Source organism: Mesorhizobium sp., from assembly GCF_017306585.1.
GTDB lineage: Bacteria > Pseudomonadota > Alphaproteobacteria > Rhizobiales > Rhizobiaceae > Mesorhizobium.
Genome location: NZ_JAFKIC010000113.1, coordinates 45,574 through 60,395 on the forward strand (window position 1 = coordinate 45,574; position 14,822 = coordinate 60,395).

Sequence of the window (14,822 nt, forward strand, 5' to 3'; positions counted from 1 at the left end):
GACGAGCCTAAAGGTTCGCCTCGGCGAAGATGCGCGCGGCCCAGTCGAGGAAGACGCGCAGGCGTGGCGAGAGCTGCCGGTTTTGCGGGTAGAGCGCCGACAGCGGCGTCGGCGAGGGCGGATAATCGGCCAGCACCTCGACCAGCATGCCCTGGGCAAGATCCTTCTCGAAGCGGTAGCGCGGCGCCTGGATGAGGCCGAGGCCGAGCCGGGCAAGATCGGCGGCGGTGTCTGAATTGTTGGCGGCGACCCGGCCGGGCAGCCTGACCTCGCGGGTCTTGCCGGCGACGGTGAATTCGAAAGGCAGCACCTCGCCGGTGCGCGAGGAGACGAAGCCGATCGCCTGGTGGCCGTCCAGCGCATCGGGGGAGGCGGGCATGCCGTGGCGCGCGAGATAGGCTGGGCTGGCGCAGGTCATCTCGCGGATAAGGCCGAGGCGGCGCATGATCATGCCGGAATCCGGCGGCTCGCCGACGCGGATGACGCAATCGACGCCTTCGCGCACGAGGTCGACCAGTCGGTCGCTCTGGCCGATCTGCAGGTCGATGCGCGGGTAGCGCTCGAGGAATTGCGGCAGGCGCGGCAACAGGAAGGTGCGGGTGAGCAGCGTGCTGGCGTCGATGCGCAGCAGGCCGAAGGGCTCGGCGTCGCGGAAGGCGGCTTCGGCATCCTCTATCTCGGCCAGGATCGACAGGCAGCGCCGGTAATAGGCCTCGCCGTCCTGCGTGGCGTTCACCTGCCGTGTCGTGCGCTCCAGCAGCCGCGCGCCGAGATGTTCCTCCAGCCGCCGCACCGCCTCCGTCGCGGTCGAGCGGGGCAGGCCGAGATCGGCGGCGGCAGCGGTGAAGCTGCGCCGCTCCAGCACGCGCACGAAGAGCCGCATCGTGTCCAGACGGTCCATGGCCTTTGTTCGCAGTTTCCGAATAGTGATGTCAAGATAAGGCTGATTATCCGGGAAATTATATCGCCTATCTCAGCGTCACCAACAACGCGGAGAGACTTCCATGACATCTCATGAAACAAATACGGACACCCAAACCAGAACGGCGATCGTGACCGGCGCTTCAAAAGGCATCGGCGCGGCGATCGCCCAGCGGCTCGCCCGCGACGGCATTGCCGTCGTCGTCAACTATGCGCGCGGCCGCGCCGAGGCCGAAGCACTCGTCCAGGCCATCGAAGCCAAGGGCGGCAAGGCGATCGCCGTGCAGGCCGATATCGCCGATCCCGCAGGCATGGCCACGCTGTTTAATGCCGGCGAAAAGGCGTTCGGCGGCGTCGACATCCTCGTCAACAATGCCGGCGTCATGAAGCTGTCGCCGCTGGCCGAGACCGACGACGCCGCCTTCGACAATCAGGTGGCGATCAATCTCGGCGGCGTCTTCCGCGGCATGCGGGAGGCCGCGCGCCGGCTTCGCGAGGGCGGCCGCATCGTCAATTTCTCCTCCAGCGTCGTCGGCCTCTACCAGCCGGGCTACGGCGTCTATGCCGCCACCAAGGCGGCCGTCGAGGCGATGACGCACATCCTGGCCAAGGAGCTCGGCCCGCGCCGCGTCACCGTCAATGCGGTGGCGCCCGGACCGATCGAAACGGCGCTGTTCACCGACGGCAAGAGCGCGGCGCAGATCGAGGCGATCTCCAGAATGATCCCGCTCGGCAGGCTCGGCCAGCCCGACGATATTGCCGGCGTGGTCTCGTTCCTGGCCGGCCCGGACAGTTTCTGGGTCAACGGGCAAATCATCCGCGCCAATGGCGGCGTGATCTGAAGGAGGCCGACATGCAGCAGACAATCCTGATCACCGGCGCCTCCAGCGGCTTCGGCGCGATGACCGCGCGGGCGCTCGCCCGGGCCGGCCACACCGTCTATGCCTCGATGCGCGATCCCAAGGCGCGCGGCGGCGTCGCCGCCAGCGAGATGGAGGCGTTGGCCCGCAACGAGGGCCTGGCGCTGAGGCCGATCGCCCTCGACGTCACCTCCGACGCGTCGGCCGAGGCGGCGGTGGCCCATATCGTCGGCGAGGCGGGCCGGCTCGACGTGCTGATCCACAATGCCGGGCATATGGGCTTCGGCCCGACGGAGGCATTCTCGCCCGAACAGCTGGCGCAACTCTACGACGTCAATGTCGTCGGCACGCAGCGCGTCAACCGCGCGGCGCTGCCGCATATGCGGTCCCTCGGCCGCGCCCAGATGATCTGGGTCGGCTCCAGCAGCACGCGCGGCGGCACGCCGCCATTCCTGGCGGCCTATTTCGCGGCCAAGGCCGGCATGGACGCGCTGGCGCAGAGCTATGCGCTGGAACTCGCCCGCTTCGGCATCGAGACGACGATCGTGGTGCCCGGCGCCTTCACCAAAGGGCACGGAGCATTTCCACCACGCGGCCCAGCCGGCGGACGCGGCGCGCGCCGGGCTCTACTGGGCCGGTCCCTATGCCGGCGTCGACCAGCAGGTGCTGAAGGGGCTGGCGGCACTGGAACCGGGGGATGCCGATCCGGCTGATGTCGCGGCGGCGATCGTCGACCTCGTGGCGATGCCGCATGGCAGCCGCCCGCTGCGCGTCCATGTCGACCCCTCGCAGGACGGCGCCGAGATCGTCAACGGTGTCGCCGACCGCGTGCGGGCGCAGCTCATCGAGCGGATCGGCCTTGCCGACCTGCTGCACCCCAAAGCCTGAAACCAAACACAAGACAAGGAAACGACCATGCCATTCGCCAACATCAAGATGCCGCAGGCGGCCCTCTCCAAAGCGCAGAAGGAAGACCTCATCCACCGCACCACGGCCATGTTCGTCGACTTCTTCGGCGAAGGCGTGCGGCCTTACACGATGGTGCTTGTCGAGGAGGTGGCCGATGGCGGCTATGGCCGCGCCGACGAGGTTTTCATCGTGCCGGAGGCCTATCGAGCCAGGGAGTAGCTCGAGGAATGGCGGCGGCGCCGGAGCGAGGCGCCGCACTTCTTCGCGCATAGTCGTCATATGACGACTGGCCGGTATCGCCGCCAGCGTTCACTCTGCATGCCGGTATCCATGCTTGCCGCATGTCTGGTCCCGAAAACCGATGCCCCCTTTGGGCGACATGCAAGAGCGGCGGGGGCCGGGTGGGCGCCACGGGCTGCCCACCCGTCTCGGCTGCCCGGCGGCGACGCGCTACCTGAGGCATTTGCGCAACAGATTGGCGGTAAATTCCCGGTGGCGGCATCACGGCGCGATGATGGTCGGCCATGGTGTCGGGACGCTATCACCGTGAAAAACATGATTAAAACAGTCATCTATTAAAGCGAAGCGCGCCACGCTCGGGAAAATCATTCTAACCCTTTGCCATTGCGACAGAATTTCAGAAGCCATAGGGGATGGATATCAGCGGCTTGCGTGGTGACAGCATGGAGCCGGCCCACGGTTCGCAGTCCCAATGGTCCGTCGTCCTTTCCATTTCCTGTCGGCGCGCTGTCCCGGCCCATCCTTGTCGGGCAAAGATCCCGGACGCGCCGCGTGAGGTGGGACCTGCACGGCCTGTTCGTGCGTCATGCGCGCGAGATCGACCGGTTCCTGCGCCGCCGTGGCCACACGCCGGAAACCGCGGCCGACCTGACCCAGGATACGTTCGTGCGGATGATGGCGGCGGCCCCGGGCAGGGCGGAGGAAAACCCGCGCGCCTATCTGTGGCGCGTCGCGCGCAACCTCTCGATCGATCTGAGACGGCGCGAGCGCGTCGTCGAGCACGTGCATCTGGCCGACGAGGCGTTCCAGCGCATCGCCGACGGCGCGCCTTCGCCCGAAACCGTCGTCTATGACCGGCAGCGGCTGGCGATCGTGGAGAAGGCTCTGCTGGAACTGCCCGCGCGCACCCGCAGCGCCTTCGAGATGCACAGGATGGGCGAGAAGACGATGAGCGAGGTCGCCGTCGAACTCGGCCTGTCGACATCGCGGACCTGGACGCTGATCCGCCGTGCCTACCAGCACCTGCGCGCACGTCTCAACGAGGATGAAGCGTCATGAACCGCGCGCGCAATTCACGCCGTGGCAGGAAATCGGCGCCGTCCGTTCGTTTCAGTCGGTACCGGACCATCTCGGCTCCGGCACCAGGGGCGCCAGCATGACCGGGGACGAAAACGACGAAGACAGGCTTTTCGAGGAAGCGGCCGACCTTGCCATCCGGCTGCAGAACGAGCCGGCCAGCCCGGTCGCCCACGAGCTTGTCCAGCAATGGCGCGCGCGCGGCCCGGCCCATGAGGCGGCCTGGGCGGAAGTCGCCGAAATCCGCGGCATGGCCGGGAAGGTGTTCCAGGATCGGCGCGACGCCGCGGCCGGGGAGGGCATGTCACGGCGCAAGGTCATCCTGACGGGCCTTGCCGGCTTCGCCGCGCTCGGCGCGGGCGCGATCTACGGGCCGGACCTGCTTCTGCGCCTCAGGGCCGACCAGGTGACCACGACGGCCGAGTTGCGCAAGGTCACGCTCGCCGACGGCAGCGTCGTCACGCTCGGCCCCGACAGCGCCATGCGAAGCACCTTCACGCCTGCCTTCAGGCATGTGGAACTGCTGGCCGGCATGGCCTTCTTCGAGGTCGCGCCCGATGCCGCGCGGCCTTTCCGGGTCGAGGTCGAAACCCTGACCGCGACGGCCCTCGGCACCGCCTTCGATGTCAGCCGCGACGCCGGATCCCTGACGGTGTCGGTCGCGCATGGGCTGGTCGAGGTGGCGATGCCGGAATCGCCGCTGGCGCAGGCGCAGCGTCTTGCCGAGGGCGACTGGCTGGCGCTCGATGACGGCGAGATCGAACTGGGAAAGCGCGACGCCAGCCAGATCGCGGCATGGCGCGACGGATTTATCGTCGCCGACCGCGAAACGGTATCGTCGGTCGTGGCCAGGATCGCGCGCTGGAAATCCGGCCGCGTCGTCATCGCCGATGCCGGCCTCGGCGCGGGACGCATCAGCGGCGTCTTCGACCTCACCGATCCGCTCGCCGCGCTCGAAGCGGTCGTCCAGCCCTATCAGGGCAAGGTGCGGCGGATATCGCCCTGGCTGACCGTCATTTCATCGATCTGAAAAAATACGGGTCATCGATCTGAAAAAAATGCGGGACAGGGGGAGAAAATCCCGAACCCCTGTTCGTTTCACGAGACAGGGATGCCGTCAGCCGCTGCCAACAGGTCCTCCCTCCCACAAAAATCAAAACGGAGCGGCTGAGCCATGGGGCTGGGGCAAAAGAGATATGGAACAGGAACATTCGGCGCGCGGCTGCTGACAGCGGCGCTGCTGTCGTCGGCGGCCGTTACCGCCACGGTGATCGGGCAGGGGCCGGCGCACGGGCAATCCGCGCAACAGACGGCCTTCAACATTCCCGCCGGGCCGCTGCCGGGCGCGCTGGCAAGCTTCGGCAGGCAGGCCAGGCTGCAGGTCACCTATCTGCCGCAGATCGCGGCGGGCAAGCGCTCGCCGGGTGTTTCCGGGGCCGCGACGCCCGGCGCGGCGCTGGCACGGATACTCCAGGGCACCGGCCTGACCTATGCCTTCACCGGGGCCGGCACGGTGACGATCAGCGACCGCGTCGCCGCCGCGCACGCGCCCGGCGTGGCCGGCGGGGACGGCACGACGCTCGATCAGATCAGCGTCATCGCCGGCGGCGGCAATCCGGCCGACGAGCCCTACAAGACGGCGGCGCCCACCTCATACATTTCCGGCGAAACCATCGAGCGGTTCCGCGGCTCCAGTCCGGCCGACATCTTTCGCGGCACGCCCGGCGTGATGTCGGGCGAGGCGCGCAACGGCGCCGGCTCCATCGACGTCAACGTGCGCGGCATGCAGGGCATGGGCCGCGTCAACGTCACCGTCGACGGCGCCGAGAATTCGCTGCAGGTCTACCAGGGCTATCAGGGCATCTCGAACCGGTCCTATGTCGATCCCGACCTTCTGGGCGGCGTCGACATCACCAAGGGTTCGGACGCCGCCTCCTACGGCATCGCCGGCACCGTGGCCATGCGCACGCTGAACGCCTCCGACATCGTGGACGAAGGCAAGCGTTTCGGCCTGCGGCTCAAGGGCGGCTTCGGCACCAACACATCCAGCCCGGTCGCCGGCGCCACCTCCGGCTACGCGATTTCGAACGATTGGGGGGGCTGGCCGACCGTCAAGGAAGCCGCCACCGGCCTGAACCGCCCTTCATTCCTCACGCCGACCAGCGGCTCGGGCAGCGTTGTCGCGGCCGTGCAGGAGGAGGACTTCGACCTCATCGCCGGCTACGCCTACCGCAAGCAGGGCAATTATCACGCCGGCAAATATGGTCCGGTGGCCAATCCGGTGCATCTGGGCCCGACCCCGTTCTGTTATAGTAACGGCACATGCGTGCCTTCCTTTGACTACAAGGACTATGTCGAGAATGCCGGCCTCGCCAACTACCGCGCCGGCGAGGAGGTGCTGAACACACAGCTCGAAACCCAGTCCTGGATCGCCAAGGGCACGTGGCGTTTCGGTGATGGCCAGAGCCTGGAGTTCGGCTATACGGGTTTTCGCAGCGAGGCCGGCGACAAGCTGGCCTCGGCGCTCGCAAGCGTTGCCTCGCCGGCGACGCAGGCGGCGCAGACGAGCGGCACCAGGCTCGATACCGGTACGCTGCGCTATCGTCTCAATCCGGAGGACAACGACCTCCTGAATCTCAGCGCGAATTTATGGATGACCAACCTTCAACTGCGCAATCCCGCGCGCAATGCCTATGGGAACAGGCCAGTGTGGCTTTCAAAGGATTTTCGGCCGGGTTCCAACACGATCATGTGGGGCGGAGAGATTTCCAACAAGTCGAAATTCGTCACCGACTATGGGCAGCTCGACTTCACCTACGGGATGACCTACCGGAAGGAGGACACGAACCCCAGCGCATACACCGAGGAGATCGAGGGCTGGCTCAACCTGCGCGATGCCGAGCGGCAGGAAGCCGCGGGTTATATCAAGACGGCATACAAGCCGGTGGACTGGCTGACGCTGAACGCCGGCCTGCGTTACTCCCAGTTCTGGCTGCATGATCGGCGCAAGACGGCAAACAGCCCCTTCCAGCTCAACACCAAGCCAGATCGCAACGATGGTGGGATGAGCCCCTCGATCGGCGTCACGGTCGAGCCGTTCGACGGCACGCAGTTCTACGTCAACTACTCCAATGCGCTGCGCTTCCCGAGCACGTTCGAGTCCGTGTCGGCCTTCACCATCATCCCCAATCCCAACCTCGGCCCCGAACGGTCCAGCAACTGGGAACTGGGCATGAACTTCCACCGCAACGGTCTGCTGAGCGAGACGGATGCGGGCATGGTCAAGTTCGGCTACTTCAACTGGGATGTGAAGAACTATATCGCGCGCGCGTATCGCTCCTTCCAGGGTGATGGCTACGTCTGGCAAGGGATGCAGGTCTACAATATCGACCGCGCCCGGTTCTCGGGGCTGGAGTTCTCCGGCCGCTACGAGACGGGCGGTTTCACCGCCGACCTCGCGGCGAACTACTATCTCGACGTGGAATTCTGCCAGCTGAACAGCGCGTGCGACGCCAAGTCCATGTATGGCGACTACGCCACCAACCAGGTGCCGCCGAAATATTCGGTCGACCTGACGCTGACGCAGAAGTTCATCGAGGACAAGCTGACGCTGGGCGGCCGGGTGTCCTATATCGGGCCGCGCGCCATCGGCCACGGCCAGGTGACCACACAAGGGCTCGGCCAGTTCATCTCGCAGGTGAAGTGGGACCCCTACACGCTGGTCGACGTCTTCGCCGACTACAAGCTGACCGAGAACCTGACCGCGACCGCGCGCATCGAGAACCTGTTCGACCGCTACTATGTCGACCCGCTCGGCCTGGTGACGGAGCCAGGGCCGGGACGCACGTTCTACGGGTCGCTGACGGCGAAGTTCTAAGGCGCGGCGGGGGGCACGTATCTGGAGACGTTTGGCAGGACAGAGGGGGGCGCCGTAGAGTAGCGGCGGGTGCAATTGGCTTCGCGCCGCTGTTGACCCGTCAGGCCATCCAGCCGATAGGTCCCGGCAAAACAGCCGCCGAGACTTCCATGACGACAATCCTCCACGACGAAACCGACGCCGCCTGGCAGGACGATGTCCGCCAGGGCGTGCGCCATGTGCGCGATCTCGAACGCCTGCCGCTGTCGGCGGCGGAGCGAGGCGCCGCGCAGCAAGCCGCCGCCAACCACAAGGTGCGCGCGCCAAAGGCCTATCTCGACCTCATCGACTGGAACGATCCGGCCGATCCGATCCGGGCGCAGGTCATCCCTTCGCCCGAAGAACTCGACGAGGCCGAGGGCGAACTCGACGATCCGATCGGCGACCATGCGTTCAGCCCGGTGCCGCGCCTGACGCATCGCCATGCCGACCGGGTGCTGTTGTTCCCGACCTATCAATGCGCGGTCTATTGTCGGTTCTGCTTCCGCAAGGAATCGCTGACTTCGATCGGGCGCGGCTATACGCGCGCGGCGCTGGAGCCGGCGCTCGACTATATCGCGGCGCATCCCGAGATCCGCGAGGTGATCCTGACCGGCGGCGATCCGCTGTCGCTGCCGGATGCGGCACTCACCGAAATCCGCGCCCGCATCGAGGCCATCGCCCATGTGCGGCTGCTGCGCATCCACACCCGCGTGCCGGTGGCGCTGCCGTCGCGCGTCACGCCGGGGCTGGTCGAGGCGCTGCAGGGGAGGCTGATGGTGACGGTCGTCACCCATTTCAACCATGCACGCGAGATCACCGATGCGACCGAAGCGGCCTGCGCCATGCTGCGGCGGGCGGGCTTCGTGCTGCTCAACCAGACTGTGCTGCTGAAAGGTGTCAACGACAGCGTCGAGGCGCTGGAAGAGCTGTGCCGCGAACTGATGTACCGGCTCGGTGTTAAACCCTATTACCTCCACCACGGCGATCTGGCGCGCGGCATGGCGCACCGGCGCACCACGATCGCGCAGGGCCAGGCGCTGGTGGAGGTGCTGCGGGCGCGGCTCTCGGGCATCTGCAACCCGGTCTATGTCATCGACCTGCCCCAGGGCGGCGGCAAGGTGCCGCTCGGGCCATGCCATGTCGAGGCGCATGAGGGCGCCAACTGGCGCCTGCGCGGGCTGGACGGGAAGGTGAGGGAATATACCGAGGTGGTTGGCGAACTGGACGAAGGCGGTTCGAGGAAGTCGGCCGCCGGCTTGTGAGGTAGGGCTGCTTCAACTGGTGTAAGCCGTGGCGACTGTTGACAGTGGCCAATGTCGGCGCCGCCCCTCACTGTCCTGCCGGACATCTCTCCCCGTGTAGTGACGGGGAGAGAGGACTGGTTGCAACGCCTGCCCATTCTTTCAAGGTTGACGGTTGGCGAAATCAGCGATGACAGCGCCCCTCTCCCCGTCGCTATACGGGGAGAGGATGCCGGCAGGCAGGTGAGGGGCAGCGCCAACGTCGAGGATTACGGCGTCGGACCCTAAGCCTCATCACCGCCGATAAACGCCAACACCACGATGCGCGGATCCACGCACCAGGTCAGCCTCGCGCTCCGTCCCGTCCTCGTCGTCGCGTGGCCCGCGCCGAGATCGACGGCGATATCCTCGTAGCCCAGCACCCGATGATCGAGCGGATAGGCGGCCTTGTAGACGGCTTCCTTGGCGGCGAAGAGCAAGCGGCCGGCAAGCCGTTCCTCGACCGCGCCGATCCGGTCGGCCGGCGTCGCGACGAGCGGCAGCAAGTCGTCGGGCAGGGGCAGCGCCGGCTCGACATCGATGCCGAGCGAGCCGACATCGCCGATGGCGGCAACCGCGGCAACGGCCATGTCGTCGTCATGGGCGAGCGAGCCCGTCATACCCTCCGGCCAGGCGGGAGCGCCGGAGGGCGTACGCAAAACGGCGAAGCCGTCGAAGCCGGCATCCGCCAGCAGCCGGTGCGCGAGAAAGCGCGCCGCACCGCTGGCGCGGCGCATGGTGGGCTGGCGGGCGGGCATCGAGCGCGCTTCGTCGGGCAACAGATGCGCCTCATCGCCTTCGCGGATCAGTCTGCATCCGGTGCGCACGTGAGCGGGCGCCATGGCGGCCATCGCGCGGGCGAGGGCGATCTCCCCGGTTGCGAGGATGGCTGTTGTCATGGCTTTTCGGCCGCTGTGCCCAGCACCAGATCGGCGATCATTTCGCCATCCTCGTCGAGCCCTTCTTCCACGAAACCGGCGGCGCGGTAGAGTTGCCGCGCAGCCTCGTTCTCCGGTTCATAGCAGATCGAGACGTGGCTGACGTGGCCGAGCCCGCGGATTTCGTCCAGCACGGCCCGCAGCGCCGCCTTGCCGTAGCCTCGTCCCTGCCGGGCGCGGTCGATCATGAAGCGATAGATGCGTGCTTCGTCATCGTCTTCGGCGGCATCGTACATCAGGAAACCGACGACCTCTTCGCCGGCCATGATGACGCGCGGCCGGGCATCTTCATCGGACCTGGCTTCACGAAGGGAATCCGCATTGCCGGCGACGAAGTCCGCCTGCTCCGGGGCGACGCGCAGGGCGGTGACCTTGGCCCGGTTGGCCCTGGTCACGGGCGCCAGGTGGACGCCCGCGGCGCCGCGCGGGCCGTCCGTCAAGACGCCACGGCCCCGGCGCCCTCACTGACCGGCTCGACGAAGCGGTGCAGCTTGGCCGGGTTGCCGCGCCAGATCGTGTTGGGCTCCAGCACCTCGCCCTTCATCACGAAGGCGTCGGCATCGACCATCGATCCATCGCCCATCACCACGCCGTAGTGGACAAAGGCCGAAGGCCCGAGCGTGCAGCCCTTGCCGATGCGGATGTAATCCGACTTGAAGGCGCCTTCTTCCAGCGAGTGGGCCTGGATGACGCATCCCTCGTTGAGCGTGGCGTCGTCGCCGATCTCGACCAGCGAGCGCTCGGTCAGGTTGGCGCCGCCGTCATAGACGCGCTTGCCCACCTTGACGCCCAGCAGGCGCAGGATCATCGGCCGGAACGGCGTGCCGGCGAAGAGGCGCACAATGGGCGAATCCGCGAGCTTCCAGTGGCGCTCGTGGCGCCAGAAGGTGGCATCGTAGATCGTCGTGATGCGCGGCTTCAGCCTGCGGAAGCCGAGGCTCGCCCGCTCGACGAAGATGTAGAACGGGATGGTGATCGCCGAGGTCAGCAGCACCGCCACGAAGAGAGCGATCTCCGCCCATTCCGTATAGTAGTTCAGCGCGCGGTCCCAGATCGCCAGCGTGGCGAACAGCATCACCCATTGCGTGGCCAGGAACAGCAGGATCGTCACCAGATTGTGCAGGTTCTTCAGCGGAATCCGGTTGCGGCGGTCACTCTCGCCGACGCCGGCGATGAGCTCCTTGTCGCGGTTGACCATGCGCGGAATCTCGAAAGCGGGCGAACCCAGCAGGCCGACATTCTCGCGCACCGGGCCGTCGATCGGCACCATCACCTTGGTGCCGAGCAGGACGTTGTCGCCCGTGCGCCCATCCGGCGGATAATAGATGTTGTTGCCGAGATAGTTGCGTTCGCCGATGCGGGTCTGCTCGAGACGGAATGCCGAGGCGGATTTGTGCATGTTGATCATGAACAGGCCGTCCGACACCATGGTCTGGGTGCCGATCTCGCACAGAAGCGGGTTCTCGTGCTGCTGGTTGGAGCCGAAGTTCGAACCGGTCTGCACCACCTTGTTGAGGTTCCAGCCGATGGCGCGCATGTAGTGGACGATGGCCGAGCTGTCGCCGAACACGAGGCCCAGCACGCGCGAATTGCTCGAAAACTCCGCGACGCTCTGCAGCCAGTAGCGGAAGCCGTAAAGCGTGTAGGTGCGGCCGGGCTTCAGGATCAGGCTGAACAGGCGCGGCACCACCGTGGCGGCAAGGAAGGCGATGGCGACGTAGCCGAATACGGTCACCGTCGTGCCGATGGCGACGAGGCCGATCGTCTCCTGATAGTCGTCGCCGACATTTTCCCAATAGGAGTGGAACAGAAGCGGCAGCGGCGTGACGATGGCGAACAGGCCGATGAGTTGCACGGCCTCGTAGAGGAAGCGGCGGATGCGCGGCGGATTGACGTTGCGCACCTTGCAATAGTCCGCCGTGGTCGGCACCGCAGGCGATCCATGCCAGTGCTCGCCGTCGGGAATGCTCTGCCCGCGCTGCAGCGAGGACGAATGGCCGAGCTGGCCGCCATCGCCGATCGCCGTGTCGATGTCGAGCGTGGAGCCGACGCCGACGAAGGCATCGTTGCCGATGGTGAGCCGTCCGGTCTGAATATAGCCGGCCTGGGCGCGGAAGCCCAGGATCATCGATTCCTTGCGCAGGATGGTACGGTCGCCGATCGAGATCAGATCCGTGCAGACGGGCACGGATTTGGATTCGATGACGGCATTGTGGCCGAGCTTGGTGCCGAGCAGCCTGAGATAGATGCTGTAGAGCGGGCTGCCGCGGAACAGCACGACGGGCGCGGTGCGGATCAGGGTCTTGACGACCCAGAAGCGGTAGTAGCGAAGGCCCCAGATCGGGAAGGTTTCCGCTTTCCAGCGGCCGACAAGCACCCATTTGGCGAGGACCGCGAAGCCGGTCATGCCGAAGAAAACGCCGGCCGACAGCACCACGCACCTGAGATAGAGGCTCAGCGGATCGTCGAGCGCGTCATAGACCCAGTTGAGGCCGCGATTGATCGCCCAGAGCGACACGTAGCTGTAGAGCGCGTAGAACAAAAGCTGGGCGGCGCCGCAGCTCCAATAGGCGAAGTTGGACGCCTGGCGGGTCGGGACGCGCTCGGTGGTGGCGATCGTCATCTCCTCCGCCACGCCCAGATGCTTGGCCAGGCGCGCCACGGTCGGATAGAGGTAGATGTCGCGCATCGACGTCGTGGCCCACTCCTTCCTGGTGCGCACGCGGGCGCAGAAGTGAGCCATCAGCAGCGAATTGGCGCCGAGATCGTCGAAGAAATTGTCCTCGACCGAGACGGTCTCGAATTTCAGCACCTCGGCCAGCGCCTCGGCCAGGAAGCGCTCGTCGTCATTGCCGGGCGCCACCATGGCGCGGTCGGCCGAGAGCCGCACGCTGGTCGGCTTCGGCAGGCGACGGGTGTCGACCTTGTTGGAGACCGTCATCGGGATCGCCGGCAGTTCCTCCAGGTAGGAGGGCACCATGTAGTCGGGCAGGCGCTGCTTCATCACCTGCGCGAGATCGGCGCGCCGGATCGGCGGCTGGCCGGCCTTGGCCGCGTAATAGGCGACGAGCTCGACGCGGCCGGGCTCGATTTCCCAGGTGGTGACGGCGGCCTGCGCGATTTCGGGCTGGTCGAGCAGCACCGCCTCGATCTCGCCGAGCTCGATGCGATAGCCGCGGATCTTCACCTGGGTGTCGATGCGCCCGTTATACTCGATCTCGCCGGCATCGTTGATGCGGCCGAGGTCGCCGGTCCGGTAGATGCGCTTCGAGGGGTTGTTGGGCAGGCCGATGAAGTCGGCGATGAATTTCTGCTCCGTCAGGTCGGCCCGGTTGAGATAGCCGACCGCGAGCCCGATGCCGGCAATGCCGATCTCGCCCAGTTCGCCCGGTGCGGCCAGTTGCGGCTTCTCCGGGTCGAGGATGGCGATGGAGTAGGTCGGCAGCGGCGCGCCGATGGTCACCGGCCGGTCGGGCGTCAGCTCGCCCATCGTCGCCGTGACGGTCGCCTCTGTCGGGCCATAGGTGTTCAGGATCTTGCGGCCGGGCTTCGACCAGCGCACCACGAGATTGTGCGGGCAGGCCTCGCCGCCCACCAGCAGGGTGCGCAGGCCGGGCACCTCGCTGGTGATGGACGACAAAAGCGTCGGGCTGCAGGCCATGCAGGTGATGTCGTGCAGACGCAGGAAATCGGCCAGTTCCTCGCCGACCAGAGGCATCTGGCCCGGCGCCGGGACGACGGTCGCGCCGGCCACGAAGGGCACCCAGATCTCCTCGGAGGAAAAGTCGAAGGCGATGGTCATGCCCTGGTAGACGCGATCGCCCGGCTTGTAGCCGTAGGACGCTGCCGCGACATGGATGAAGTTGATGAAGCTGCGGTGCGTGACGGCCACGCCCTTCGGCCTGCCGGTCGTGCCCGAGGTGTAGAGGATGTAGCAGGTCTCGTCGGCCGGGGCGGACGCCTTGGCCGGCTTCAGCGGGGCGTCGGACTGCGCCGAGATCTCGGCAGCGGCGCTGTCGATGAGGATATGGGGGACGGTCAGCTCGCCGGCGCGGGAGGCATAGGTGGCGATGGTGACGATCAGGCTGACGCCGGCATCCTCGATGATGAGGGTCATGCGCTCCTGCGGAAACGCGGTGGCAAGCGGCACGAAAGCGGCGCCGGCCTTCATCACCGCGAGGAGCGCGATATAGGTGTCGGCCGAACGGTCGAGGATGAGTCCGACCCGGTGGCCGGGCTTGACGCCGCGCTTGACCAGCAGGCGGGCGAACTGGTTGGCGCGCCGGTTGAGCTCGGAGTAGGTCCAGCTACGGCCTTCGGAAATCACGGCCGGCAGGTCGGCGAAGGTCTCGGCCAGATGATCGAAGACCTGGTCCAGCCGCTCGCCGGGTTGCGTCTGCCGGGGGAAATCCGCGCCGGTCAGGATCTGGGGGTGCTCGGCCAGGGAACGCTGGGCGCTCCTCATCAGCGCATCGACGGCCACCCGCTCGGATTTCGCCCGCCCGGATTTGGCCAAGCCGGTTTCGGCCAGGCCTGTCCCTGGCTCCCCGTCGGTGCGGGCCATGTCCCTGTCAAGTGCGGCAATATCTAGACCGTGATCCATTTTCCAAACTTTCTCGTCCTGGCGAAGCCGTGACAGTCGACGATGCCGCTTGAGCAGGCATTGTCGGCTGCGCCGCCGCTGCAATCTGACCCTGGT

Annotated in this window: 10 protein-coding genes and 1 pseudogene; 7 read left to right on the forward strand and 4 right to left on the reverse strand. The window is 66.6% G+C overall.

Going from position 1 to position 14,822, the window contains the following annotated elements; all coding sequences use genetic code 11:
* Positions 1-7: 7 nt before the first annotated feature.
* Complete coding sequence (locus tag J0I79_RS07125; RefSeq protein ID WP_292856041.1) at positions 8-901, reverse strand: LysR family transcriptional regulator; 894 nt, start codon at positions 899-901, stop codon at positions 8-10.
* A gap of 103 nt (positions 902-1,004) precedes the next feature.
* Here J0I79_RS07125 and J0I79_RS07130 point away from each other — a divergent pair, with 103 nt between their 5' ends.
* The 7 genes and pseudogenes from J0I79_RS07130 (at position 1,005) to J0I79_RS07160 (ending at position 9,167) form a co-directional block, all read left to right on the forward strand.
* Complete coding sequence (locus J0I79_RS07130; RefSeq protein WP_292856043.1) at positions 1,005-1,763, forward strand: SDR family oxidoreductase; 759 nt, start codon at positions 1,005-1,007, stop codon at positions 1,761-1,763.
* Positions 1,764-1,774: 11 nt separating this feature from the next.
* A pseudogene (locus J0I79_RS07135) lies at positions 1,775-2,669 on the forward strand (SDR family oxidoreductase).
* A 27-nt stretch (positions 2,670-2,696) separates the two neighbouring features.
* On the forward strand, positions 2,697-2,909 hold the full coding sequence (locus J0I79_RS07140; protein WP_292856045.1) for a 4-oxalocrotonate tautomerase family protein: 213 nt from the start codon (positions 2,697-2,699) through the stop codon (positions 2,907-2,909).
* 573 nt (positions 2,910-3,482) lie between these two features.
* Positions 3,483-3,989: an RNA polymerase sigma factor gene (locus tag J0I79_RS07145; protein WP_292856046.1), complete on the forward strand. Its 507-nt coding sequence runs from the start codon at positions 3,483-3,485 to the stop codon at positions 3,987-3,989.
* The gene (locus J0I79_RS07150) at positions 3,976-5,037 is read left to right on the forward strand and encodes a FecR domain-containing protein (RefSeq protein WP_366013946.1); all 1,062 of its coding nucleotides are present in this window, start codon (positions 3,976-3,978) and stop codon (positions 5,035-5,037) included. Before J0I79_RS07145 ends, J0I79_RS07150 begins: the two co-directional genes overlap by 14 nt.
* A 144-nt stretch (positions 5,038-5,181) precedes the next feature.
* Positions 5,182-7,884: a TonB-dependent receptor gene (locus J0I79_RS07155; RefSeq protein ID WP_292856048.1), complete on the forward strand. Its 2,703-nt coding sequence runs from the start codon at positions 5,182-5,184 to the stop codon at positions 7,882-7,884.
* A gap of 149 nt (positions 7,885-8,033) precedes the next feature.
* Positions 8,034-9,167: a KamA family radical SAM protein gene (locus J0I79_RS07160; RefSeq protein WP_292856050.1), complete on the forward strand. Its 1,134-nt coding sequence runs from the start codon at positions 8,034-8,036 to the stop codon at positions 9,165-9,167.
* 263 nt (positions 9,168-9,430) lie between these two features.
* Here J0I79_RS07160 and J0I79_RS07165 read toward each other — a convergent pair whose 3' ends face one another.
* The 3 genes from J0I79_RS07165 to J0I79_RS07175 are packed head-to-tail and all read right to left on the reverse strand — an operon-like array spanning position 9,431 to position 14,726.
* On the reverse strand, positions 9,431-10,084 hold the full coding sequence (locus tag J0I79_RS07165) for a 4'-phosphopantetheinyl transferase superfamily protein (RefSeq protein ID WP_292856052.1): 654 nt from the start codon (positions 10,082-10,084) through the stop codon (positions 9,431-9,433).
* Complete coding sequence (locus J0I79_RS07170; protein WP_292856054.1) at positions 10,081-10,563, reverse strand: GNAT family N-acetyltransferase; 483 nt, start codon at positions 10,561-10,563, stop codon at positions 10,081-10,083. Before J0I79_RS07170 ends, J0I79_RS07165 begins: the two co-directional genes overlap by 4 nt.
* On the reverse strand, positions 10,560-14,726 hold the full coding sequence (locus tag J0I79_RS07175; protein ID WP_292856056.1) for a Pls/PosA family non-ribosomal peptide synthetase: 4,167 nt from the start codon (positions 14,724-14,726) through the stop codon (positions 10,560-10,562). Before J0I79_RS07175 ends, J0I79_RS07170 begins: the two co-directional genes overlap by 4 nt.
* Positions 14,727-14,822: the final 96 nt, after the last annotated feature.

Bases quoted from the DNA above. Each gene is read 5' to 3' on its own strand.
- J0I79_RS07125 (WP_292856041.1), bottom strand. From the start codon at position 901: ATGGACCGTCTGGACACGATGCGGCTCTTCGTGCGCGTGCTGGAGCGG.
- J0I79_RS07130 (WP_292856043.1), top strand. From the start codon at position 1,005: ATGACATCTCATGAAACAAATACGGACACCCAAACCAGAACGGCGATC.
- J0I79_RS07140 (WP_292856045.1), top strand. From the start codon at position 2,697: ATGCCATTCGCCAACATCAAGATGCCGCAGGCGGCCCTCTCCAAAGCG.
- J0I79_RS07150 (WP_366013946.1), top strand. From the start codon at position 3,976: ATGAAGCGTCATGAACCGCGCGCGCAATTCACGCCGTGGCAGGAAATC.
- J0I79_RS07155 (WP_292856048.1), top strand. From the start codon at position 5,182: ATGGGGCTGGGGCAAAAGAGATATGGAACAGGAACATTCGGCGCGCGG.
- J0I79_RS07160 (WP_292856050.1), top strand. From the start codon at position 8,034: ATGACGACAATCCTCCACGACGAAACCGACGCCGCCTGGCAGGACGAT.
- J0I79_RS07165 (WP_292856052.1), bottom strand. From the start codon at position 10,084: ATGACAACAGCCATCCTCGCAACCGGGGAGATCGCCCTCGCCCGCGCG.
- J0I79_RS07175 (WP_292856056.1), bottom strand. From the start codon at position 14,726: ATGGATCACGGTCTAGATATTGCCGCACTTGACAGGGACATGGCCCGC.